Source organism: Streptomyces caelestis, assembly GCF_001279005.1.
Taxonomy (GTDB): domain Bacteria; phylum Actinomycetota; class Actinomycetes; order Streptomycetales; family Streptomycetaceae; genus Streptomyces; species Streptomyces heliomycini.
Genome location: NZ_LGCN01000074.1, coordinates 195,090 through 219,486 on the forward strand (window position 1 = coordinate 195,090; position 24,397 = coordinate 219,486).

At 74.1% G+C, this 24,397-nt stretch carries 15 protein-coding genes and 1 pseudogene; 6 read left to right on the forward strand and 10 right to left on the reverse strand.

Going from position 1 to position 24,397, the window contains the following annotated elements:
- Positions 1–3 precede the first annotated feature (3 nt).
- Together ADK41_RS07760 and ADK41_RS07765 are read left to right on the forward strand one after the other, a co-directional pair.
- Positions 4–2,334, forward strand: a complete 2,331-nt coding sequence (locus ADK41_RS07760) for a heavy metal translocating P-type ATPase (RefSeq protein WP_030827276.1) — start codon at positions 4–6, stop codon at positions 2,332–2,334.
- A 118-nt stretch (positions 2,335–2,452) separates the two neighbouring features.
- Positions 2,453–2,902, forward strand: a complete 450-nt coding sequence (locus ADK41_RS07765) for a universal stress protein (RefSeq protein ID WP_030827279.1) — start codon at positions 2,453–2,455, stop codon at positions 2,900–2,902.
- A 207-nt stretch (positions 2,903–3,109) separates the two neighbouring features.
- Here the strand turns inward: ADK41_RS07765 and ADK41_RS07770 are convergent, their stop codons facing one another.
- The 9 genes and pseudogenes from ADK41_RS07770 to pflB all read right to left on the reverse strand — a co-directional run bounded on the left by ADK41_RS07770 (position 3,110) and on the right by pflB (position 13,834).
- On the reverse strand, positions 3,110–3,766 hold the full coding sequence (locus ADK41_RS07770; RefSeq protein ID WP_030827282.1) for an OsmC family protein: 657 nt from the start codon (positions 3,764–3,766) through the stop codon (positions 3,110–3,112).
- A 465-nt stretch (positions 3,767–4,231) separates the two neighbouring features.
- Positions 4,232–4,963 (reverse strand): CBS domain-containing protein, encoded by a 732-nt coding sequence (locus ADK41_RS07775; protein ID WP_030827287.1) that lies wholly within the window; start codon positions 4,961–4,963, stop codon positions 4,232–4,234.
- Positions 4,964–4,975: 12 nt separating this feature from the next.
- Entirely contained in the window at positions 4,976–5,998 is a 1,023-nt protein-coding gene (adhP, locus tag ADK41_RS07780; RefSeq protein ID WP_030827289.1) for an alcohol dehydrogenase AdhP, read from the reverse strand.
- 33 nt (positions 5,999–6,031) lie between these two features.
- Positions 6,032–6,937 carry a universal stress protein gene (locus ADK41_RS07785; protein ID WP_030827292.1) on the reverse strand — a complete coding sequence of 302 codons (906 nt, stop codon included), beginning with the start codon at positions 6,935–6,937 and terminating at the stop codon, positions 6,032–6,034.
- A gap of 152 nt (positions 6,938–7,089) precedes the next feature.
- A complete protein-coding gene (locus tag ADK41_RS07790; protein ID WP_030827294.1) occupies positions 7,090–7,719 on the reverse strand; it encodes a DoxX family membrane protein in 630 nt (209 codons plus the stop codon).
- A gap of 299 nt (positions 7,720–8,018) precedes the next feature.
- Positions 8,019–9,776: a GAF domain-containing sensor histidine kinase gene (locus ADK41_RS07795; protein WP_030827296.1), complete on the reverse strand. Its 1,758-nt coding sequence runs from the start codon at positions 9,774–9,776 to the stop codon at positions 8,019–8,021.
- 316 nt (positions 9,777–10,092) lie between these two features.
- Positions 10,093–10,738, reverse strand: a pseudogene (locus ADK41_RS07800) (response regulator).
- 94 nt (positions 10,739–10,832) lie between these two features.
- Positions 10,833–11,579 carry a pyruvate formate-lyase-activating protein gene (pflA, locus tag ADK41_RS07805; protein WP_030827299.1) on the reverse strand — a complete coding sequence of 249 codons (747 nt, stop codon included), beginning with the start codon at positions 11,577–11,579 and terminating at the stop codon, positions 10,833–10,835.
- Complete coding sequence (gene pflB, locus ADK41_RS07810) at positions 11,576–13,834, reverse strand: formate C-acetyltransferase (RefSeq protein ID WP_030827304.1); 2,259 nt, start codon at positions 13,832–13,834, stop codon at positions 11,576–11,578. The genes pflA and pflB overlap by 4 nt, the downstream gene beginning before the upstream one ends.
- A gap of 898 nt (positions 13,835–14,732) precedes the next feature.
- Here pflB and ppdK point away from each other — a divergent pair.
- From ppdK to adhE, 4 genes are all read left to right on the forward strand, one after another.
- Positions 14,733–17,429, forward strand: coding sequence for a pyruvate, phosphate dikinase (gene ppdK, locus ADK41_RS07815; RefSeq protein ID WP_030827307.1), 2,697 nt, complete (start codon positions 14,733–14,735; stop codon positions 17,427–17,429).
- A 116-nt stretch (positions 17,430–17,545) separates the two neighbouring features.
- Complete coding sequence (locus ADK41_RS07820) at positions 17,546–17,947, forward strand: hypothetical protein (RefSeq protein ID WP_030827311.1); 402 nt, start codon at positions 17,546–17,548, stop codon at positions 17,945–17,947.
- 75 nt (positions 17,948–18,022) lie between these two features.
- The gene (locus tag ADK41_RS07825; RefSeq protein ID WP_030827320.1) at positions 18,023–18,670 is read left to right on the forward strand and encodes a CBS domain-containing protein; all 648 of its coding nucleotides are present in this window, start codon (positions 18,023–18,025) and stop codon (positions 18,668–18,670) included.
- A 192-nt stretch (positions 18,671–18,862) separates the two neighbouring features.
- Positions 18,863–21,505: a bifunctional acetaldehyde-CoA/alcohol dehydrogenase gene (gene adhE, locus ADK41_RS07830; RefSeq protein WP_030827323.1), complete on the forward strand. Its 2,643-nt coding sequence runs from the start codon at positions 18,863–18,865 to the stop codon at positions 21,503–21,505.
- Between the two features lie 214 nt (positions 21,506–21,719).
- Here adhE and ADK41_RS07835 read toward each other — a convergent pair whose 3' ends face one another.
- A complete protein-coding gene (locus ADK41_RS07835) occupies positions 21,720–24,104 on the reverse strand; it encodes a phosphoketolase family protein (protein WP_030827327.1) in 2,385 nt (794 codons plus the stop codon).
- Positions 24,105–24,397: the final 293 nt, after the last annotated feature.

Genomic DNA, 24,397 nt, shown 5'->3' on the forward strand with positions numbered 1-24,397 from the left:
GCCATGACCCGACGTGCGTTCATCCCACGGCCGCGCCGCCCGATCGCGGCGGTCGTGCGGCCACGGCTCGAACCCGTTCTCCTGGCCGTCACCGCGGCGGCCCTGGCCGCCGGGGGCATCGCCCGGCTCGCCGGTGCGGGACCGCTCTCCGACCTCTTCTGGGCCCTGGGCGCCCTCTCCGCCGTCGTCCCCGCGGTGGTGTGGGTGCTCGCCGCGCTGCGTCGCGGGCACGCGGGGGTGGATCTCATCGCCGTACTCGCGCTCGGCGGCACCCTGGCCGTCCACGAGTACCTGGCCGGCGCCCTGATCGCGTTCATGCTCGCCACCGGCCGCACCCTGGAGGCCGCGGCCCAGCGGCGGGCCTCCCACGATCTGCGCGCCCTGCTGGAACACGCGCCGCGTTCCGCGCGCCGCCGCACCGGCGCCGAAGTGGCCACGGTGCCCCTGGCCGACGTCGCTCCCGGCGATCTCCTCGTCGTCGGTCCGGGCGAGGTGGTTCCCGTCGACGGCCGGGTGGAGAGCGCCGCCGCCGTTCTCGACGAATCGGTGCTCACCGGTGAGTCCCTCCAGGTCGAGCGGGATCGGGGCGAGACGGTGCGCAGCGGCGCGGTCAACGCCTCGGGCGCGTTCGACCTGCGCGCCACGGCCACCGAGCAGGACAGCACGTACGCCGGGATCGTGCGGCTGGCGCGGCAGGCCGGCGCCGAGTCCGCGCCGGTCGTGCGCCTGGCGGACCGCTACGCCGCCTGGTTCCTGCCCCTGTCGCTCGCCGTGGCGGGACTGGCCTGGCTGATCAGCGGCTCCGCGGTGCGCGCGGTCGCCGTCCTGGTGGTCGCCACTCCCTGCCCGCTGCTCCTGGCGGCCCCGGTCGCCGTCGTCTCCGGGCTCTCCCGCGCCTCACGCCTCGGCGTCGTCATCCGCGACGGCGGCGCGCTGGAGAACCTCGGCCGGGCCCGCACCCTCCTGCTGGACAAGACCGGCACCCTCACCGGAGGGCGCCCCCGCGTCGTCGACGTCGCCGCCGCTCCCGACGTCCACCCCACCGAGGTCCTCCGGCTGGCGGCCTCGCTCGACCAGTACTCGCCGCACGTCCTGGCCCGGGCCATCGTCGACGCCGCCCTGGAGCGCGGACTGGCGCTGTCGGTCCCGTCCGGCGTCACCGAGGAACCCGGCCGGGGCGCCACCGGCACCGTGGACGGGCACCGGGTCTTCATCGGCCGTACGGACCCCGTGGACGCGCGGCCGGCCTGGGCCGGGGCGGTCGACAACCGTGCCCTCCTCGACGGCGCGGCCGTCGCCTGGCTCACCGTGGACGGAGACCCGGCCGGCGCCGTCCTGCTGCGCGACCCCGTCCGCCACGACGCGCCGCGCACCCTGCGGCACCTGCGCACGGCGGGCATCGGCCGACTGCTGATGCTCACCGGCGACCGCGCCGCGTCCGCCCGTGAGGTCGCCGCCGTCCTCGGTCTGGACGACGTGCGCGCCGAACTCGATCCGGCCGACAAGGTCGCCGCCGTACGCGCCGAACGCGAGCGCGCCGTCACCGTCATGGTCGGCGACGGAGTCAACGACGCCCCCGCCCTCGCCGCCGCCGACGTCGGCGTCGCCATGGGCGCCCGCGGCTCCACCGCCTCCTCCGAGGCCGCCGACATCGTGCTGACCACCGATCGCGTCGACCGTCTGGCCGACGCCGTCGTCATCGCCCAGCGCGCCCGGCGCATCGCCGTCCAGAGCGCTCTCGGCGGCATGCTGCTGTCCCTGGCCGCCATGGCCGCGGCCGCCGTCGGCCTCCTCCCGCCCGCCGTCGGCGCCCTGCTCCAGGAGGGCATCGACGTCGCCGTCATCGTCAACGCCCTGCGCGCCCTGCGCGGGGGGCCGGCCGCACGACCGGCCCTCACCCCCGCCGCCGAGGCCCTCGTCCACCGCTTCGCCGCCGAACACGACGACCTCCAGGACGTCCTCGAATCCGTGCGCGACACCGCCGACCGCCTCTCCGACAGCCCCGGCCCCGAGGCCCTGGCGGCCGTCGAGGAGACCCACCGGCTGCTGACCGAACGGCTGCTTCCGCACGAGTACGCCGAGGAGCACGAGCTCTATCCCGCCCTCGCGCCGACGCTCGGCGGCCCCGAGGCGACCGCCACCATGAGCCGCGCCCACACCGAGATCGAACGCCTCTCCCGCCGCGTCGCCACCCACCTGGGACTGGCCCGCGCGGACGGGGGCCTCTCCCCCGAACAGCTCGACGACCTGCGCTCGTGCCTCTACGGCCTGAACACCGTGCTGCGCCTGCACTTCGCCCAGGAGGAAGAGAACTACTTCTCCCTCGCCCCGTGAGCGACGGCCCGGGAGGAGCCGCCGTCTCCGTACCCGCCTGACCGCCTCCGCTGGCGCGGCGGCGCGGGTCCCGGCAGCGTGGAGGTGCGTGGAGTGACGACTGCTGAGTGAGGTGGCCATGCAATCCTCCGAGGTACCACGGGTGGTCGTGGGCGTGGACGGATCCCCTTCGTCGTACGCCGCCCTGCGGTGGGCGGACCGCTACGCGCGGGGCGTCGGCGGCGTCGTGGAGGCGGTCTCCGTCTGGGACACGCCGTCCTCCAGGGGCTGGAGCGGACCCGCGATCGACCCCGAGTTCGACCTGGGGCAGGCCAGGGAGCGTTTCACGCAGGAGCTGCACGCGGTCTTCCCCGACGGTCCTCCCGCCGGGCTGACGGAGCACCTCGTCGAGGGCGATCCGTCGGAGGTGCTGATCCGTGCTTCGGAGGGGGCCGCGCTCCTCGTCGTGGGACGCCGGGGCCGGGGCGGCTTCGCCCGGGCGATGCTGGGGTCGGTCAGCCAGCGCTGCGCCCAGCACGCGGCCTGCCCCGTCGTCGTGGTCCGCCAGGAGGACGATCCCGCCCGCTGACCCGCCCCGCCGGAAGACCGCGTGGCCTCCCGCCCGCCCGCGCGCGCCGTGCGGGACGGGCAGGGGTTCGCCGCCGGGCCGCGGTCGCGTGTCGGGGCCGGGCGCGGCGGGGCCGTTGCCGCGTACGACGGTGGGGGCGAGGCGCCCTCGGGCGGTTCCGTGCCGCCGAGCGGGTGGCCCGACGCCTCGGAGCCGGCCGACGGGCGGTCAGCCGGGGCTCGCCTGGGGCTCCGGGGCCACCGCGTCGGCGGGGGCGCCGCGGACGTCCAGCTCGATCTCCGGGGCCCGGGCCAGGGTGTTGGTCACCGTGCAGTGCGAGACCACCGCGCGCAGGGCGGACAGCCGTCGCGGTGACAGGGCGGGGGCCAGGACGGTCAGGGAGAGGGCGGCGACACGGGCGGGCCGGTCGTCGGCCATGCGGAACTCCGCGCGGACGGACAGGCCGTCCCGGTCGACCCCGTGGCGGTCCAGGAAGCGCCCCGCGTAGTGCGCCGCGCAGGAGGCGACCGCCGCCACGAAGAGCTCCACGGGCGTGGGTGCGGTGTCCTCGCCTCCGTCGGACAGCGGTTGGTCCACCGTCAGGACGTGGCCGCGCACCCGTATCTCGAAGGCGTCACCCGCGATCGGCACCACCTCGGCCGCTCCGGGCCGTCCGGCGGGGGCCGGATCGACGGCGGCGGCCTGGAGGAGCAGCAGCCCGGCGAGGCGCCGGGCCTCCTCGGCGGTGAGAGAGGCCCACAGCTCGCCCTCGTCATGGGGTGCGAAGGACGTGTCCAGCACGACGCGTCCCATGGGAGCGGGCAGTCCCCGCGGTGCGAAGCGGGTGACGTCGATGGTGCGGCCACAGCGCGTTCGGATCTTCATTTCGGCCTCCCTGTCGGCTGGTTCCCCCGCGACGGCCGGACACTTCCAGTTCACCGCCGCGCCCCCGGAGATGTCCTGGGCCGAACGGCCCCCTTTGTGTCCCCGGGGTCCCGGTGACGGCGAGAACGTCCGCCCCTGACCGGTCGGGCGTCCGCCCCCCGTCGCATCGCCGCACCACTGACGGAGGACACCACACCGGCGCCGGGACCGGGGCGGCCCACCGGGTCGGCGGCATCGGCTCGCCCGCTGCCGGGGCGTCGTCGCCGTGGCGGTCGGCGCCGTGGACGCCGCCGACCGCCACGGCGTCCTCGGGGGCCGGCTCCGTCACGGACCGGGGGAGGCGGCGCCTCGGCCGTGAGCCCTGCCGCCCGGAGCGCGCCGGCCGCGGCCTCGGCGATCCCCTTCGTCGATCCGTCGGTCGCCCCGTGGGCGACCGACACCTCCCCCTGCGTGGTGGTCCTCCTCTCACAGCCGCCGCAGCCGGTCGTCCGCGACGTCGCCCGGCACCCGCGTGCCGTTCTGGAACCCGGAGTCGTCGAAGCGGTGGGTGAGCCGGTTCACGACGTCGACGACTCCGTCGGTCCTGCGGGTCATGGCCACGGCGATCTCGGTCTCGCTCTTGCGTTCCATCCGACCGTCCAGCGTGACGACTCCCTCGGTCACGGTGACGTCGATGCTGCCGGTGACCAGCCACAGTCCGCGCTCCAGCACGTCGCGGATCACTTCCCCGCGGATCTCCGCGTCCGGGCGCAGGAAGGTCCGCAGCAGGTCGTGCCGGGTGACGATGCCGGCCAGGCGGTCTTCCTCGTCGAGTACCGGGAGCCTGTTCACCCGGTGCCGGGCCATGGTGCGGGCGGCCTCGACGACGGTGTCCTCGGCGTGCACGCCGACGGCGGGGGCGGTCATCAGACCGCCGGCCGTCCGGGCCCGCGCCTTCGCCGCCCACCGGCGGGCACGGGGAGTCAGCCGTGCGATGCGCAACCGCGGGGACGGCTCGTGGGCGAGTGGGGCCGCGGCCTGGTGGAGCATCAGGTCCGTCTCGGAGACGACGCCGATGACGTGCTCGTCGTCGTCCACCACGGGCAGTCCGCCGACGCGGTGTTCCGCGAGCAGCCTGGCGACGGCCTTGAAGGGGGTGCCGTACTCGGCTCGGACCACGTCGGTGGTCATCACGGAGCCGACCTTCTGGTTCCTCATGTCCGTTCCTCCTCAGCCCTCCGCGTCGAGGTCGAACACGATCCGGGCCTTGACCTGACCGCGCAGGACCTCGTCGATGCAGTCGTTGACGGCGGCCAGCGGGCGGGTCTCCCGGATGACCTTCGTGCGGCCCTCGGCGTGGAGCCGGAAGACCTCGGCGAGGTCCTGCCGGGTGCCGACGATGGAGCCGATCACCGAGGTGCCGTTGAGCACGGTGTCGAAGATCGGGACCTGGAGGGCGCCGTGCGCCGGCAGGGCCACCATGACGAGCTTCCCGCCGCGGCGCAGACCGGAGTAGACGGCCGCGAAGGCGGACGGGTTCACCGCGAGGGCGAGCGCCGCGTGCGCGCCGCCGTGCCGCTTCAGCTCGGCGCCGACGTCCTGGGTACGGGCGTCGATGACGATGTCGGCGCCGAGTTCCCGTGCGAGTCGCAGCTTGTCGTCGGTGACGTCGATCGCGGCGACGGTGGCGCCGGCGATCTTCGCGTACTGCACCGCCAGGTGACCGAGCCCGCCGACGCCCGAGACCGCGACGAGCTGGGCGGGGCGGACGCCCGCGACCTTGAGGGCCTTGTAGGTGGTGACGCCCGCGCAGGTCAGCGGGGCGGCGTCGAGGGCGCTCACGCCCTCGGGCACCGGCTGGGCGAAGTCGGCCCAGGCGAGCATCTTCTCCGCGTACCCGCCGTCACAGCCGTACCCGGTGTTGACCTGGCTCTCGCAGAGGGTCTCCCAGCCGGACCGGCAGTGCTCGCACCGTCCGCACGCCTTGCCGAGCCAGGGCACGGCGACGCGTTGTCCCACGGCGAGGTGGGTCACGCCGTCGCCGAGCTCCTCGACGAGGCCGACGCCCTCGTGTCCGGGGACGAACGGCGGGGTGGGCCTGACCGGCCAGTCGCCGTGCGCGGCGTGGATGTCGGTGTGGCACAGGCCGGACGCCTCGACGCGCACGCGGACCTGGCCCGGACCGGGCTCGGGGTCGGGACGGTCCTCGATGACCAGGGGTTCTCCGAACTCCCGGACGACCGCTGCCTTCATGGTGCCTGCTCCTTCGGTGTTTCCCCGGCCGCGTCAGTCGTGCGCGACGACGGCGACGGGGGTGGTGGCGTGGTGCATGACCGCGTGGGCGACGGCGCCGATGTGCCCGCCGAACGGGCTGCGGCGCACGCGGCGGCCGACGACCACGAGGGAGGCGTCGCGGGCCGCGTCGACGAGGTGGCCGGCGGGGCTGCCGAGCCGGGACTCCTCGGTCACCTCGACGTCCGGGTACTTCTCCCGCCACGGCAGCAGCGCCCCGGTGAGTGCGGCGGCCTGCTCGCGGACGAGGCCCTCGCCGAGGTCGACGCCGGCGGCCAGGCTGGAGGCGTAGTAGGGCGGCAGGTTCCAGCCCTGGACGACGGTCAGCGTGGCCCCGCGGCGCCTGGCCTCCTCGAACGCGAAGGCGATCACCGTCTCGTCGGGGCTGTCGGTGTCCAGGCCCAGGACCACGGGCCGGAAGCCGGTGGCGGCGGACGGAATGCCGGCGGGGTCCTCGAGGTGTTCGTCGGCGGCCTGTTCGCCCGCCCGGACGAGGACCACGGGCACCTCGGCGCGGGCGACCACGGCCTGGCCGACGGACCCGATCAGGAAGCCCGTGAGTCCGCTGAGGGCGCGCGAGCCCAGCACCAGCAGTTCCGCGTCGCGAGCGGCGTCGAGCAGGACCTCCGCCGGGGCTCCGGCCCGCTGCTCGACGGTCACCTCGACCCCGGGGTGACGCAGTCCCAGGCCCTCGGCGGCCTCCCGGGGGATCCGCTCGGTCCAGTACCGGTGCGTCTCGGCGCCGAGGGGCGGGGCCTTGGCCATGGACTCCGGAACCGGCTGCCACACGTGGAGCAGCCGTACCGGCAGCCGGCGCAACGCCGCTTCGCGGGCCGCCCATTCAGCGGCCGCCCGGCTCTCGGCCGAGCCGTCGGTTCCCACGGTGATCGTGCGGGTCATGCCGCCCACCTCCTGTGTCGTCCGATCCGTTCCCAGCGTCTCTTCCGGCGGCCCCGCGGGGCAGGGGCCCGTGGTCCCGGGACGGGACCGACGGTCCCCGCCGGCGGGCCGACGGGGCGGGTCCTTCAAAGGGCCCGTCCCGCCCGCCGCGTTCAGCGCAGCCACCCGTGGTCACGGACCAGCGGGAGCCGGGCCCACAGCCGTCCCAGGCCGAACGCGTCACCGGCCGAGACCGCGGCCAGCGCGATCAACACCACCGCGTAGACCAGGTGGTAGTCGACGAACGGGTTCGTCGACATGCTCGCCGACCCGTCCGACAGGTGCTTCGCGGGCGGCCACTCCGCCACCCACATCAACGCCATCATCACCGTCCCCGCGAAGGCCGCCGGGCGCAGCGCCACTCCGGCGGTCAGGGCCAGCCCGATCCCCAGCAGACCCAGCATGAACAGCCAGTCCGCCCAGGCCGCACCGGCCCACGCATGGAACGTCGGCTCCATCGGACCGACGGCGACGTGCCCGAGGAAACCCTCGGTGGGCGAGCCCCCGTCGATCCAGCCCTTCCCGGACGCGGTCGCGTAGCCGAAGCCGAACGTCTTGTCGAGGAACGCCCACAGGAAGACGAACCCCATCAGCACACGCGCCACGGCGAAGACGTGGGCCCGTGCGGTACGCGCGCCGGCGCCCGCCGACACGGCCGTCTCCGGCGCGGAAGCGGCCCGGCTCCCGCGGAACGACGACAGGTGGAAACCCGGACTACGGTGCGTGGGCTGGTGCACGGCCATGGCGGTGATCCCTTCGGGGAAACTCCGGTCGGTTCCTGACACCACCCACTCTCCCGGCCCCCGCCGCCCCGCACCCGACGCCGAAGGTCCGCTCCCCAGGACTCAACGGCCCGCAACGACAGGGACCTTCGGCCACCGTCGACGGGCCGGGCCGAACGGCGCCGCGCGGGGGCCGCACGGCCCCTCCCGCCCGCGCGAGCGCGGGCCGAGGCGGGGAAGGGTCCTCCACCGGCCCGGCCGGCCCCGCCCGGCAGCGCCTTAAGGAGTCGCGGGGACCGCTCGTCCACTGACGCCGTGCGTCACGAGGCGGGCGGGCCGCCCTCCGCGTCGTCCGAGGGCCGCCCCAGCGGCGCGTGCCACACGAGTCGTGTCCCCCTTCCTCCCGGACTCTCCAGCTCCATGCCGCCGCCGAGTTTCCGTGCCCGCTCGGCCATGCCGGCCAGACCGCTGCGGCGGCCTCCGGCCGGGATGCCGACGCCGTTGTCGGTGACCGTCAGGCGGACCTGCCTGCCGTCGGTCCCCAGCACGACGTCGGCGCGGTCCGCGCGGGCGTGCCGGGCGATGTTGCTCAGGGACTCGGTGAGGACGGCCAGGACGTGGTCGGCGGTCTCCGCGGGCACGTGCGTGTCGAGCAGGCCCTCCATGCGGACGCCGGGGGCGAAGCCCAGCAGCGAGGTGGCCTCGCCGACCGCGCGCACCGCGCGGGAGCGCAGGCCGGGGGCCGCGTCGTCCTCCCGGGAGCGCAGACCGAAGATCGTCGATCTGATGATCTTGATGGTCTCGTCGAGGTCGTTCACCGCCCGGTGGACCCGGTCCGAGGCCCCTTCGTGCCGGATGAACCGGCCGGCGCTCTGCAAGGTCATGCCGGTGGCGAAGAGCCGTTGGATCGCCAGGTCGTGCAGGTCGCGTGCGATCCGGTCGCGGTCCTCCAGCAGGGCGATCTGCTCGGCGTCCTCGCGGCGCTCCGCCAGCTCCATGGCTACGGCGGCCTGGGCGGCGAAGACCTCGAGCGGCTCGGTCTCCTTCTCGGAGAACTCACGGCCGCCCGACCGCCGCACCAGCAGGACGACACCGCGGGCCTCGTCGCCGGAGCCGATCGGTACGGCGACGGCCGGCCCGAGCCCGTCGAAGCGCGGAGATCCGGCCGAGACCCTGGAGTCGTGCGAGACGTCCGGGCTGTTGACGGAAACCCGCCGGACGAACGCCTGCCCGATGAGGGTCCCCTCCACGGGCAGGACGACCCCGCGCCATGCGCCGGCCTCCTGGCCCGTCGCGAGTTCCACGGCGAGTGTGTCCGTCCCGCTCACCGGCATGGCCACCACGCTCAGGGCGGAGGCGGTGATCTCCTTGGCCCGTTCGGCGATCAGCGGCAGTACCCCGTCCTGGTCCGTGCCGGACATGAGGGTGTGCGTGATCTCCGCGTTCGCCCGGAGCCAGCGTTCGCGCAGCCGGGACTCCTCGTACAGGCGGGCGTTGTCGATCGCCACGCCGGCCGCCACGGCCAGGGTGGCCAGCACCGACTCATCGTCCTCGTCGAACTGCTGCCCGCCGTGCTTCTCGGTCAGGTACAGGTTGCCGAAGACGTGGTCCCGCACCCGGATGGGGACGCCGAGGAAGCTGTTCATCGGCGGGTGGTGGGCCGGGAAACCGTAGGAGGCGGGGTGGTCGGAGAGTTTGGCCAGACGCAGTGGCTCGGGGTGGCGGATCAGCTCGCCGAGGATGCCATGGCCCTCCGGGTAGGGGCCGATCCGCGCGATCCGCTCCTCGTCGACGCCCACCGTGTGAAAGGCCGACAGCCGCTCGCCGTCGGGGCCGATCACGCCGAGCGCCGCGTACTCCGCGTCGACCAGGGCCGCCGCGGCCTCCACGATGCCGCGCAGTGCCTGCTCCAGGTCCAGTTCGCGGCCGACCGACAGCACGGCTTCCAGGAGGCTGTGCACCCGGTCCCGGGTGCCGCGCGCCGCGTCCAGCCGGGCCTGCAGCTCCTCCAGCAACTCGTCCAGCCGCAGTTGCGGCAGTCGTACCCGTGCCTCGCGGGCCTCCTCGGCGTTCTCCAACGCTGCTCCTCCGACGCCTCACCGCCTGCCTGCGGCCGTACCGTTCAGCTGCCGCGGTAGCGGCTCGAACAGGGAGGACGATAAGGGATCGGCGCCGCCGTGCGGGCCGACTGGCCGGAATTCTCCCTCCCCGGGCAGCCGGGCCGCCCCGGACCGGGAGGGGAGCCGGGCAGGCGGTCGGCGCGGTCCCGACGCGCACGACCCACAGGTTTTCCCGGCAGGCCCTCGGCCTCCCGATCGGGCGGCCGTGCGGGGACGGGCCGCGGGGCCCTCGGGCCCGGGGCCGGACACGTCGCCGAGCGGCGGGCCACGCCCCCTACCGGCCTTCGGACCGCATGCGGTCACGTGCCTGGGTGGCGATGACGGCGGCCTGGACGCGGCGCTCCACGCCGAGCTTGGCCAGCAGCCGGGAGATGTGGTTCTTGACCGTCTTCTCGGCCAGGTACATCGCGCTCCCGGCCGGTCAGGCCGGGCAGGACGTCCGGCTCCTCGGCCGGCTGCTGTCCGGCGTTCCGCAGGCGTGCCATCACTCTGGCCGTGGCGCCGGCGTCCAGCAGCGACTGGCCGCGGGCCACCGTCCGCACGGCCGAGACCAGGTCCGAGCCCTGGATCTGCTTCAGCACGTACCCGGCCGCGCCCGCCATGATCGAATCCAGGAGCGCCTCCTCGTCGTCGAAGGAGGTCAGCATCAGGCAGGCCAGGTCCGGCATCGTCGACCGCAGGTCGCGGCAGACGGTCACGCCGTCCCCGTCGGGCAGCCGCACGTCGAGGACGGCCACGTCGGGGCGCAGGGCGGGGACCCGGACCAGTGCCTGCTCCACCGTCGCCGCCTCACCGACCACCGTGATGTCCGGTTCGTCGTCCAGCAGGTCGTGCACTCCTCGCCGTACCACCTCGTGGTCGTCCAGCAGGAAGACCTTGATCGGGCTTCCCGTGCCGCCGTCCTGCTCGCTGTGCGCCATCGAACGCTCCTCGTGGTGCCTCGGTCTCCGTCGGACTGCCCATCTTCCCAGGGCGGCCGGAGTCCGGGACCGGTCGGCCCCGTTCCCGCCCGCCTCAGTGGGCCGCGAGGCCGTGTCCGCGGAACTGGCCCCGTACCCGGTCCACGAGCGCCGTGTCGGGGGCCGGGGTGTCGCGCAGGGGGAAGGGAACGCCCAACGCGTCGTACTTGTGGGCGCCGAGCTTGTGGAAGGGCAGGACGTCGACCCGCTCGACGCAGTCCAGGCCGGAGAGGAACCCGGCGAGTCCCTCGACGGCGTCCTCGTCGTCGGTCCAGCCGGGTACCAGCACGTACCTGATCCACACGCGCTTGCCCAGCCGGTCGAGGCGGGTGGCGAAGTCGAGGGTGGGGGCGAGGTCGCCGCCGGTCAGCTTCCGGTGGACGCGGACGTCGAAGGACTTGACGTCCAGCAGCACCAGGTCGGTGTCGGCGAGGAGTTCGTCCGTGGCTCGGGCGCCGAGGAAGCCGGAGGTGTCGAGGGCGGTGTGCAGGCCGAGTTCCCTGCAGCGGCGGAGGAGGGCGGCGGTGAACGCCGGCTGGAGGAGGGCCTCGCCGCCGGTGAGGGTCACTCCCCCGCCGGCGGTGGTGAGGAAGGCCCGGTACTTCCCGATCTCGGCCATCACCTCGTCGACGGTGGCCGGTTCGCCGTCCCGCATGTGCCAGGTGTCAGGGTTGGCGCAGTACAGGCAGCGCAGCGGGCAGCCGCTGAGGAACAGCACGAACCGGGTCCCGGGACCGTCCACTCCCGTGGACAGGTCCCAGGAGTGGATCCGGCCCGTCACCGGCTCGACGGTGGTGCTCACAGCGATCCGTGGAAGGTGCGGCTGATCACGTCGAGCTGCTGCTCGCGGGTCAGGCGGACGAAGTTGACGGCGTATCCGGAGACCCGGACCGTCAGCTCGGGGTACTTCTCCGGGTGGTCCATGGCGTCCTCCAGGGTCGCCCGGTCCAGGACGTTGACGTTCATGTGGAAGCCGCCGGAGGCCATGTAGGCGTCGAGGATGCCGACCAGGTGACCGGCGCGTTCGTCGGGGACGTGCCCGAGTCCCTCCGGGGTGATGGTGGTGGTCAGGGAGATGCCGTCCCGCGCCGCCTCGTAGGGCAGCTTGGCCACCGACAGGGCCGAGGCGGCCACGCCGTGCCGGTCGCGTCCGTTCATCGGGTTGGCGCCGGGGGCGAAGGGCTGTCCGGCGCGGCGGCCGTCGGGGGTGTTGCCGGTGTGCTTGCCGTACACCACGTTGGAGGTGATGGTCAGCACCGACTGGGTGTGCTCGGCGTCGCGGTAGGCCGGGTGCTCGCGCACCTTGGCCATGAAGGACTCCACCAGGCCGACGGCGAGCGCGTCGACGCGGTCGTCGTTGTTGCCGTAGGCCGGGAACTCCCCCTCGGTCTCGAAGTCCACGGCCAGTCCGGTCGCGTCGCGGAGCACCTTGACCCGGGCGTGCTTGACGGCGGACAGGCTGTCCACGGCGACCGACAGGCCGGCGATGCCGCAGGCCATGAAGCGGTGCACGGGGTGGTCGTGCAGGGCCATCTCGATGCGCTCGTAGGCGTACTTGTCGTGCATGCAGTGGATGACGTTGAGGGTGTCCACGTACGTTCGGGCGAGCCAGTCCAGGACGCGGTCGTACGCGGCCGACAGCTCGTCGTAGTCGAGGTACTCGCCGGTCAGCGCAGGCGTCTCGGGGGCGACCTGGTCGCCGGTCATCTCGTCCCGGCCGCCGTTGACGGCGTACAGCAGCGCCTTGGCGAGGTTGACGCGGGCGCCGAAGAACTGCATCTGCCTGCCGACCGCCATCGCGGAGACGCAGCAGGCGATCGCGGTGTCGTCGCCGGTGCGCGGGCGCATCAGGTCGTCGGACTCGTACTGGACGGCGCTGGTGTCGATGGAGACCTGGGCGCAGAACTCCTTGAAGCCGTCCGGGAGCCGGGGCGACCACAGCACGGTCAGGTTGGGCTCCGGGGCCGGGCCGAGGTTGTACAGGGTCCGCAGGAAGCGGAAGGAGGTGCGGGTGACCAGCGGCCGGCCGTCGGCGCCGATGCCGCCGATGGACTCCGTGACCCAGGTGGGGTCGCCGGAGAACAGGGCGTCGTACTCGGGGGTGCGCAGGAACCGCACGATCCGCAGCTTGATGACGAAGTCGTCGACGAGTTCCTGGGCGCGGCTCTCGTCGAGGAGCCCTTCGTCCAGGTCCCGCTGGAGGTAGACGTCCAGGAAGGTGGAGGTGCGGCCCAGCGACATCGCGGCGCCGTTCTGTTCCTTCACCGCGGCGAGGAAGCCCAGGTAGAGCCATTGGACCGCCTCGTGCGCGGTGGTCGCGGGCCTGGTGACGTCGCAGCCGTAGGACGCCGCCATGCGGGTCAGCTCGCCCAGCGCGCGGATCTGCTCGGCCAGTTCCTCGCGGTCGCGGATGACGTCCGCGGTGGACGGCCGGGCGTCCAGCAGGGCCCGCTCGGCGCGCTTGGCCTCGACGAGCCGGTCGGTTCCGTACAGCGCGACGCGCCGGTAGTCGCCGATGATCCGGCCGCGGCCGTAGGCGTCGGGCAGCCCGGTGATGATGCCGGCCTTGCGGGCGGCGCGCATCACGGGGGTGTACGCGTCGAAGACGCCGTCGTTGTGGGTCTTGCGGTAGGCGCCGAACACCTTCGTCACGAAGGGGTCGGCCTCGTAGCCGTACGCCTTCAGTCCGTTCTCCACCATGCGCAGCCCGCCGCCCGGCATGATCGCGCGCTTGAGCGGTGCGTCCGTCTGCAGGCCGACGATCAGTTCGCGGTCCCGGTCGATGTACCCCGGCGCGTGCGAGGTGATCGTGGAGGGGGTGGCGGTGTCCACGTCGAGGACGCCCCGGCGCCGCTCCTCGGGGAAGAGCGCGCTGACCTTCTCCCAGACCGCGCGGGTGCGGTCCGTGGGGCCGGTCAGGAAAGCGGCGTCGCCTTCGTACGGGGTGTAGTTGGCCTGGATGAAGTCGCGTACGTCGATGCGCTCACGCCATGCGCTTCCGGCGAACCGCCGCCAGGCGTCGGCGGTCCGGGGGGCGGCTGTCACCGTCGCGGTCATCGCGGGTCCTCTCCTCGCAGGGTCTCGTCACCGCCGATGCTCGTCGTGCGGGCCAGCGGCGAGGAGTGCCGGACAGGGCACCGGGCGGGCCCCTCCGTCCCCGGCCGGCCGGGACCTTCGGCCCCGTCCCGGGGACCGCGCACCACGGGACGGGTCCGTCGGGGCGAGGGCGGACCGCGGGAGGGGCGCGGTGTGCGCGCCCGGCCACGACGTCGTGGCGCCGGCGCGCCTGCGTGCCCGGTGGACCGGCGGTCGGCCGGCGGGCCGCGCCACCTCGGTCGTGCGGTGCGGGAGCCCGGGCCCGCCGGGCCGGCGCCGTCCGTGGCCGGCGGACGCTCGTCGACGGCTCCCCGTCCCGCCCTGGCCGGTACGACCGGGCGGACGGGCCGGCCGGCGAGGCGCCGGGACACGGAGCCCGTCACGCATCCGCCCGGGCCCGGGGCCGGGGGCCGAGGGCCGGGCGGGCCGGGGCGGCCGGCGGAGTGGTGACCGTCGCGTCGCAGAGGGGCCGGCCGGTGGTCCGCAGGCCCGGTCGTGCGCGGTGTCCGTTCCGGGGAGGCACGGCGCGGGGCGGGCCGGCGGCGCCGGACGCGGATCGCACCGGGCCCGGTCCCCCGCCGGGCCTTCCGCACCGCCCCGTGCGCGGTGGCGAGGCCCGCGGCCGGTTCCCGCCACGCTGCCGTGCGGCCTGACGTGCGCCCCGGGCCGACGGCTTCCGGCGCCCTGGAGCGTCCTTCCGGCCGAGCCCCCGGCGAAGGTCCCGGAGGCCCTTTCGGGACGAACGGCGCGGCCCTGGGCCGGCCGGTCCCCCGGGCGGGACGGCCGGCACCTCGCGCCGGGCGCGCTCCCGTCCCACGCTGGAACCATCACGCCCCCCACGGCTGAGGAGCGCAGCGTCATGGTCCGTTATGTGTACGACTTCACCGAGGGCGGCCGTGACCTGGCCGGCCTCCTCGGCGGCAAGGGATCGAACCTGGCCGAGATGACCCGGCTCGGGCTCCCCGTGCCGCCGGGCTTCACCCTCACCACCGAGGCGTGCCGCGCCTTCCTGGCCACGGGCAGCGAGCCCGCCGGCCTGTGGGAGGAGGTCTCGGCGCACCTGTCGGCCCTCGAGGCGTCCGCCGGCCGGCTGCTGGGGCAACCGGACGACCCGCTGCTGCTGTCCGTCCGCTCCGGCGCGAAGTTCTCCATGCCCGGCATGATGGAGACGATCCTCGACATCGGCCTGAACGACGACTCCGTCCTCGGGCTGGCCAAGGTCTCCGGCGGCGAACGCTTCGCCTGGGACTCCTACCGCCGCCTCGTCCAGATGTTCGGCAGCACGGTCATGGGCGTCGACTCCGCCTCCTTCGAACGTTCCCTCGCCGCGATGAAGGACCTGCGCGGTGTGCGGGACGACGTGCACCTGACGGCGTCCGACCTGGCCGAGCTGGTCGAGACGTACAAGGAGCTGATCCGCCTGGAGACCGGGGAGCACTTCCCGCAGTCCCCCGCCGAACAGCTGCGCCGGGCGGTCCTGGCCGTGTTCGAGTCCTGGAACGGCGAGCGCGCCCGCCTGTACCGGCGGCGCGAGCACATCGCCGACGACCTCGGCACCGCCGTCAACGTGCAGCGCATGGTCTTCGGCAACCTCGGGGCCGACTCCGGCAGCGGCGTCGCCTTCACCCGGGACCCGGCCACCGGGCGCCCCGGCCTGTACGGCGACTACCTGCCCGACGCGCAGGGCGAGGACGTCGTCGCGGGCATCCGCAACACCGTGTCCCTGAGCGAGCTGGCGCGCCTGGACCCCGAGTCGTACGCACGGCTGCGGGCGCACACGGAGACCCTGGAGCGGCACTACCGCGACCTGTGCGACATCGAGTTCACCATCGAGCGCGGCACGCTGTGGATGCTCCAGACGCGGGTCGGCAAGCGCACCGCCGAGGCCGCGTTCGTCCTCGCCGCCGAGCTGGCCGACGAGGGGCTCATCACCCCGGACGAGGCGCTGGCCCGGGTGAGCGGCGAGGGCCTGGCCCGGCTGATGTTCCCGCGGTTCGACGCCTCGGCGACCGGCGCCGTGCTCGCCCGCGGCGTCCCCGCCTCCCCCGGCGCGGCGGTCGGCGCCGTGGTCTTCGACACCACCCGGGCCGTACGCCGCGCCGCGGCCGGCGAGAAGGTCGTCCTCGTCCGGCAGGAGACCACCCCCGACGACCTGCCCGGCATGATCGCCGCCCAGGCGGTCCTCACCAGCCGGGGCGGCAAGACCAGCCACGCGGCCGTCGTCGCCCGCGGCATGGGCAAGGTCTGCGTGTGCGGCGCCGAGGAGCTCGCCGTGGACACCGGGGCCCGCCGCTTCACCGCCGCGGACGGCACCGTCGTCGAGGAGGGCGCCGTCGTCTCGGTGGACGGCTCCGCGGGAGCGGTGTACGCGGGGCCGGTCCCGCTGGTGGACTCGGCGGTCATCCGGTACCTGGAGGGCGGCCGGGGGGACGAGGGCGCGCGGGGCGTGGTCGACGCGGTGGCCCGGGCGCTGTCGCGCGCGGACGCCGTCCGGCGCCTGGAGGTGCGGGCCAACGCCGACACCCCCGAGGACGCCGCCCGGGCCCGCCGGTTCGGAGCGCGGGGCGTCGGCCTGTGCCGTACCGAGCACATGTTCCTCGGCGAGCGCCGCAAGCTGGTCGAGCAGATGATCCTGGCCGGCACGGACGCCGAGCGCGACCGGGCCCTGGCGGACCTCCTGCCCCTTCAGCGGCGGGACTTCACCGGCATCCTGGAGGCGATGGACGGCCTGCCGGTCACCATCCGGCTGCTGGACCCGCCGCTGCACGAGTTCCTGCCCGACCACACCGACCTGGCGGTGCGGATCGCCGCCGCCGAGGCCCGGGGCGAGGAACCGGACGCCCACGACGTCGACCTGCTGAGCGCCGTGAACCGCATGCACGAGGAGAACCCGATGCTCGGGCTGCGCGGTGTGCGGCTGGGGCTGGTCGTCCCCGGTCTGGTCGCCATGCAGGTCCGGGCGATCGGTGAGGCCGTCGCCGGGCGTCTCCTGGCCGGTGGCGCCCCCCGGGCGGAGATCATGGTCCCGCTCGTCGGTGACGTGCGGGAGCTGCGCCTCGTCCGCGAGGAGGTGCGACGGGTGCTCGCCGACGTCTCGCGGGCGGCGGGCGTCACCGTCGACTGCCCCGTCGGCACCATGATCGAGCTGCCCAGGGCGGCCCTGACGGCCGGCCGGATCGCCGAGGAGGCCGAGTTCTTCTCCTTCGGCACCAACGACCTGACCCAGACCACCTGGGGCTTCTCCCGCGACGACGTCGAGGCGGAGTTCTTCTCCGCCTACCTCGACAAGGGCGTCTTCCCGGTGTCCCCGTTCGAGACGCTCGACCGGGACGGTGTGGGCCGGCTCGTCTCGCTCGCCGTCGCCGAGGGCCGCGCCACCCGCCCGGACCTCACGATCGGCGTGTGCGGCGAGCACGGCGGCGACCCCGACTCGGTGCACTTCTTCCACACCGCGGGACTGGACTACGTCTCCTGCTCGCCGTTCCGGGTGCCGGTGGCGCGACTGGAGGCGGGCCGGGCGGCGCTGGAGGGGACCGAGGGGAGCGACAGCAGGTGAGACCCGGGGCCCTGGGACCTCTCGGCCCTGGGGCCGAGGGCCGACCGCCTCTGGGACGCGGGCGGGAGGCGCGGCAGTCCTGAGGTGTCGCAGAACGATCACAGGGAGTGGAGCACATGACCGCCAAGGACACCGGTGCCCGTGAGACCACCGCCACCGTGCGGGTGCGTGCCGACGGCGGGGTGGACGAGGAGTCCCTCGCCCGTCTCCGCGAGAAGGTCGCCACCGCCCTGGACCGGTCCGGACTGCCGCCCGTGAGCGGTGAGGTGCGCGTCCTGCGGGCCTCGGCCCACCACGTCACGCTGCCCTGGTCCGGCGGCGCCGAGATCCGGGTCGGCGGCGACCTCGTCGTCGTCCACGCCCGCGAGGCGACCGCCCGCGAACTCGCCGCCCGGCTCCACGACCGGCTGCGCGCCGGCGTCGAACGCGTCGCCCACCGCCATGACACCGTCCGCCGGACGGCCGCACCGCCCCCGTGGCGCGGCGGCCCGCAAAAGCAGGCGCCGCACGGCGCCTGACCGCCCCGGCGGGAGGGCCGGAGCCGGCCTCCGGCTCCGGCCCTCCCCGTCCGCGCTCGTGAAGGAGGATCCGCCATGACCGCTCGCACCGTCGGTGAAGTGATGACCGGGGACGTCGTCCAGGCCCGCCGGACGACGCCGTTCAAGGAGGTCGTGCGGCTGCTCGACCACCACCGGATCAGCGGGCTGCCGGTGGTCGACGCCGACGACAAGGTCCTCGGCGTCCTGTCCGGAAGCGACCTGGTGCGCCTCCAGGCGCACCGGGACGGCTCCGCGCCGCCTCCCGCCCTGACGGCGGGGGACGTGATGTCGAGCCCCGCGATCACCGTCCACCCGGAGCAGACCGTGCCGGACGCGGCCCGGCTGATGGAGCGCCGTGGCGTCGAGCGGCTGCCCGTGGTCGACGAGGCCGACCGCCTCATCGGCATCGCCACCCGCCGCGACCTCCTGCGGGTCTTCCTGCGCGCGGACGACGACATCCGCCGCCAGGTGACCGGGGACATCGTCGTCGGCGCGCTGGGACTGCCGGCCGACGCCGTCCTCGTCTCCGTACGCGACGGTGTCGTCACCCTCGCCGGCCGTGTCGAACGGCGCGGACAGGCGCCGGAGCTCCTGCACGCCGTCTGGCGCCTCGAAGGCGTGGTCGGCGTGGTGAACCGCCTCGGCTTGCGCGCCGGCGACGGCGCGGCGCCCGCCCCGCTCGCCCGGGCCGGGAACCCGTGACCGGAGCGGGGCGGGCGGTCCCGTGCCGCGGCTCGCCCGGGCCGGGGCCGGCGGTCCCCGCCGGGCCGGGCCGGACGGCCGCGGGAGGGGACCTTCGGCGCCTCCCGCGGCCGTCCGGTCCCCGAGGACAGTGAAGGCGAAGAGCGGACCGCCGTACACCACGGCGGTCCCCGACGACGGAGGCGGACCATCATGACCCGACAGGACGTGCGGACCGAAGACCGCGTCGAGGCCGACGCACCGTCCGACACCGCGGTCGCCGTGGACCGTCTGGTCACGGCCGGCCTCAAGGCGCTCGTCGACTACGAGGACCTCACCCAGGAGCAGGTCGACCACATCGTGAAGAAGGCCTCCGTCGCCGCCCTGGACCAGCACACCGCGCTGGCCCTCCTGGCGGTGGAGGAGACCGGGCGGGGTGTGTTCGAGGACAAGGCGGCCAAGAACATGTTCGCCTGCGAGCACGTCACGCACAGCATGGGTCACATGAAGACCGTCGGGGTCGTCGCCCGCGACGACATCGAGGACATGGTCGAGATCGCCGAACCGGTGGGTGTCGTGTGCGCGGTCACGCCGGTCACCAACCCGACCTCCACGACGATCTTCAAGGCGCTGATGGCGCTGAAGACCCGCAACCCGGTCGTGTTCGCCTTCCACCCCTCCGCCCAGCGGTGCAGCGCCGAAGCAGCCCGCGTCGTGCGCGACGCGGCCGTCGCCGCCGGAGCTCCGGAGCACTGCGTGCAGTGGATCGAGCGACCGTCGGTCGAGGCCACCGGCACGCTGATGCGGCACCCGGGCGTCTCGCTGATCCTCGCCACCGGCGGCAACGCCATGGTCAAGGCCGCCTACTCGGCCGGCAAGCCCGCCCTCGGCGTCGGCGCCGGCAACGTCCCCGCATACGTGCACAAGAGCGCGAAGCTGCGCCGGGCCGTCAACGACCTGGTGCTGTCGAAGTCGTTCGACAACGGCATGATCTGCGCCTCCGAGCAGGCCGTCATCCTGGACACCGACGTCTACGACGCGGCGCTCGCCGAGTTCCGCGCCCTCCACGCCCACCTGGCCACCTCGCAGGAGAAGGCGAAGCTGGAGACCTTCCTGTTCCCCGCCACCGGCGGATCGGGCGCCGGCTGCGAGCCCAAGGTCAACGCGTCCGCCGTCGGCCGGAGTCCGGCGTGGATCGCCGAGCGGGCCGGGTTCTCCGTGCCGGAGGACACCTCGGTCATCCTCGTCGAGGCCGAACGCGTCGGCCCGGACGAGCCGCTGACCCGTGAGAAGCTCTGCCCGGTCCTCGCCGTGCTGCGCGCCGAGGACGAGCGCCACGGCTTCGGCCTGGCCGCCGACATGGTCGCCTTCCACGGCCAGGGCCACAGCGCCGTCATCCACACCGAGGACCCCGCCATGGCCGAGGCGTACGGCAAGCGGATGAAGACCGTGCGGATCATCGTCAACTCCCCTTCCTCGCAGGGCGCGATCGGCGGCGTCTACAACGGTCTGCTGCCCTCGCTCACCCTGGGCTGCGGCTCCTGGGGCAGCACCTCCGTGTCCAACAACGTCTCCGCCGCCCACCTGCTCAACGTCAAGCGGGTGTCCGCCCGGCGCAACAACCTGCAGTGGTTCAAGGTCCCGCCGAAGATCTACTTCGAGCCGCAGGCCATCCGCTACCTGACCTCCATGCCGGACGTCCACCGCGTCACGATCGTCACCGACGCCACCATGACCCGCCTCGGCTTCGTCGACCGGATCAGCCGCGTCCTGCAGCGGCGCCGCGCCCCGGTCACCCTCCAGGTCATCGACACCGTCGAACCGGAGCCCAGCATCGACTCGGTGCAGCGCGGCGCCGGCCTCATGCGGGACTTCCGCCCGGACACCATCATCGCGCTGGGCGGCGGCTCGCCCATGGACGCGGCCAAGGTGATGTGGCTGCTGTACGAGCAGCCCGGCATCGACTTCGCCGACATGCGGCAGAAGTTCTCCGACATCCGCAAGCGCGCCTTCCGCTTCCCGACCCTGGGCAGGCTGGCCCGCCTGGTGTGCGTGCCCACCACCTCCGGAACCGGCGCCGAGGTCACCCCCTTCGCCGTCATCTCCGACCCCGCCACCGGCAAGAAGTACCCGCTGGCCGACTACGCGCTCACCCCCAGCGTGGCCATCGTCGACCCCCTCCTCACCACCGCCCTGCCCCCGGCGCTCGCCGCCGACAGCGGCTTCGACGCCCTCACCCACGCCATCGAGGCGTACGTGTCCGTCTACGCCAACGACTTCACCGACGGCCTCGCCCTCCACGCCGTCCGCCTGGTCTTCGGCCACCTCGAGGCGGCGGTGAACGACCGCGACGGCTCGGCGGAGGCCCGGGAGAAGATGCACAACGCCGGCACCATCGCGGGCATGGCCTTCGGCAACGCCTTCCTCGGCATCGTCCACGCCATGTCCCACACCCTCGGCGCCACCTTCCGCATCGCGCACGGCCGCACCAACGCGATCCTGCTCCCGCACGTCATCCGCTACAACGGCACCGTCCCCACGAAGCTCACCGGCTGGCCCAAGTACGAGGACTACCGCGCCCCCGAACGCTTCCAGGACATCGCCCGCACCCTGGGGCTGCCCGCCGCCACCCCGGCCGAGGGCGTGGAGTCCCTCGCCACGGCCATCGAACGCCTGCGCGACGCCGTCGGCATCGAGCCGACGTTCGCGGCCCTGGGAATCGACGAGCGGACCTTCCTGGACGCCCTGCCGCAGCAGGCCCTCAACGCCTACGAGGACCAGTGCGCACCGGCCAACCCGCGCATGCCGATGCTGGACGACATGCAGGGGATCATGCGCGCCGCCCACCACGGCTGAACACGGGACCGGCCGCCGCGGCCGAAGCCGCCGTACGGGAGCCCGCGGGCTCCCGTACGGCGGCTTCGGCGTGCCGGGTGACGACGCCGGTGGAGGGGGCCCCACGGGCGCGTCGCCACGACGCGGCCACCGAGGACCCGGAGCCGGTCGCCGGGAGGCGACGGGGCCCGGACGGCGGAGCGGACGTCCCCGGTCCGGGCCCCGTCGCCCTCCGTCAGCCGTCCCACGACCAGTCGGCGACCTCGGGCAGGTCGACACCGTGCTCGCGGATGTACTGGTGGTGACGCAGCCGGACGTCCTCCATCCGCTGACGCACGGCCGCCGCGCGCACCGCGAGACCGGGAACGCGGTCGATGACGTCCATGACCAGTCGGTACCGGTCCAGGTCGTTGCGGACCACCATGTCGAACGGCGTGGTGGTGGTGCCCACCTCCTTGTAACCACGCACGTGCAGGTGCCCGTGTCCGGTACGGCGGTAGGCCAGCCGGTGGATCAGCCAGGGATAGCCGTGGTACGCGAAGACGACCGGCTTGTCGGGGGTGAACAGGCCGTCGTACTCGAAGTCGCCCATGCCGTGGGGGTGTTCCTCGCTCGGCAGCAGCCGGGCGATGTCGACGACGTTCACGACCCGGACGGCCAGTTCCGGCAGGTGGTCCCGCAGCAGCCGCGCGGCGGCCAGCACCTCCTGGGTGGGCACGTCGCCCGCGCAGGCCAGCACCACGTCGGGTTCACGGGTGCCGTCCTCGGTGCCGGCCCAGTCCCAGATGCCGGCGCCGCGCGCGCAGTGCGCCTTCGCCTGTTCCATGGTCAGCCAGTCGAAGCAGGGCTGCTTCCCGGCGACGATCACGTTGACGTAGTCGCGGCTGCGCAGGGCGTGGTCGGCGACGGAGAGCAGGGTGTTGGCGTCCGGCGGCAGGTAGACCCGTACGGCTTCGGGGCTCTTGTTGAGGATGTGGTCGACGAAGCCCGGGTCCTGGTGGGAGAAGCCGTTGTGGTCCTGGCGCCACACGTGCGAGGTGAGCAGGTAGTTGAGGGAGGCGATGGGCGCGCGCCAGGGCAGGCGGCGGCTCACCCGCAGCCACTTGATGTGCTGGTTGACCATCGAGTCGACGATGTGCACGAACGCCTCGTAGCAGGAGAACAGCCCGTGCCGGCCGGTGAGGAGGTAGCCCTCCAGCCAGCCCTGGCAGGTGTGTTCGGAGAGGATCTCCATCACCCGGCCGTGCCGGTCGAGGTGCTCGTCCACGTCGAGGATGCCGGCCTGCCACGCCTTGCCGCTGGCGCCGTAGACGGCCTGGAGGCGGTTGGAGGCGGTCTCGTCGGGTCCCACGAGGCGGAAGTCGCGCCGGTCGGCGGTCCCGCGCATGACGTCCTCCAGCAGATCACCGAGGACGCGGGTGGGTTCGTGCAGGGTGGCGCCCGGTTCGTCGACCGGGACGGCGTACCGCTCCAGCGGCGGCAGGGGCAGTTCGCGCAGCAGCAGGCCGCCGTTGGCGTGCGGGGTGGAGCCCAGCCGGCGTGCGCCGTCGGGGACGCAGGCCAGCACATCCGGGCGGGGCGCGCCGTGCTCGTCGAACAGCTCCCGCGGCCGATAGGAGCGCAGCCATTCCTCGAGCTGCCGCAGGTGGTCCGGGTTGTCCCGGACGGCGGACAGGGGGACCTGGTGGGCTCGCCAGGTCCCCTCCACGGGAAGGCCGTCGACCTCGGCGGGGCCGGTCCAGCCCTTCGGGGTGCGCAGCACGATCACCGGCCAGCGGGGCCGCTCGGTCGCCCCGTCCTCGCGGGCGGCGCGCTGCACACCGGCGATGCGGTCCGCGGCGGTGTCCATGGCCCGGGCCATCGCTCGGTGGACGGCGGCCGGATCGTCGCCGGTGACGTGGAGGGGCTCGTGACCGTATCCCCTGAGGAGATCGTCGAGTTCCGGCTCCGGCAGCCGGGAGAGCACCGTGGGGTTGGCGATCTTGTAGCCGTTGAGGTGCAGGATCGGCAGGACGGCGCCGTCGTGCACCGGGTCCAGGAACTTGTCGGAGTGCCAGGAGGCGGCCAGCGGGCCGGTCTCCGCCTCGCCGTCACCGATCACACAGGCGACCAGCAGGCCGGGGTTGTCGAAGGCCGCGCCGTAGGCGTGCGAGAGGGCGTACCCCAGTTCGCCGCCCTCGTGGACGGAGCCGGGCGTCTCCGGGGCCACGTGGCTGGGCACGCCTCCGGGGAACGAGAACTGCCGGAACAGCCGCGCCATTCCGGCGGCGTCCCGGGTGACGTCCGGATAGGTCTCCGTGTACGACCCCTCCAGCCAGGAATTGGCCACCACGGCCGGACCCCCGTGGCCGGGTCCCCAGACGCAGAGCGCTTCCAGACCCCGGGACCGGATGAGGCGGTTGAGGTGCGTGTACACGAGGTTCAGGCCGGGTGAGGTGCCCCAGTGGCCGAGCAGCCGCGGCTTGACGTGTTCCGGACGCAGTGGCTCCGTGAGCAGGGGGTTGGCCATCAGGTAGATCTGCCCGACGGACAGATAGTTCGCGGCACGCCAGTGGGCGTCCAGCGTCCTCGACTCCTCGTCGGTGAGCACACCGGACACCTGCTGCGGTTCGACGGACATGGCGGGCTCCCTTGCGGTTCGAGGGTTCGGCCGGCGGAGGCGCGTACGGGTCCTGTCCCCCGCCCTCCCCGGCCGCTGAGTACCCCATGAGGCCGGCCGGACCCTCCTGCGCACCATCGCCTGCTTCGACGGACACCGTCGGCGCGGCGGCGCCGGAGCGGCCCCGGCGAGCGGCGGACCGGGGCGGCCGGAGCGGGACCGTCGTCCGCCGTGGCGGCGACGGCCGGGCGGGCGCCAGGCGCGGGAGGAGAGGGCCGGACCCGGCCGGAAGCATCATGTGGGCGGTGACGACG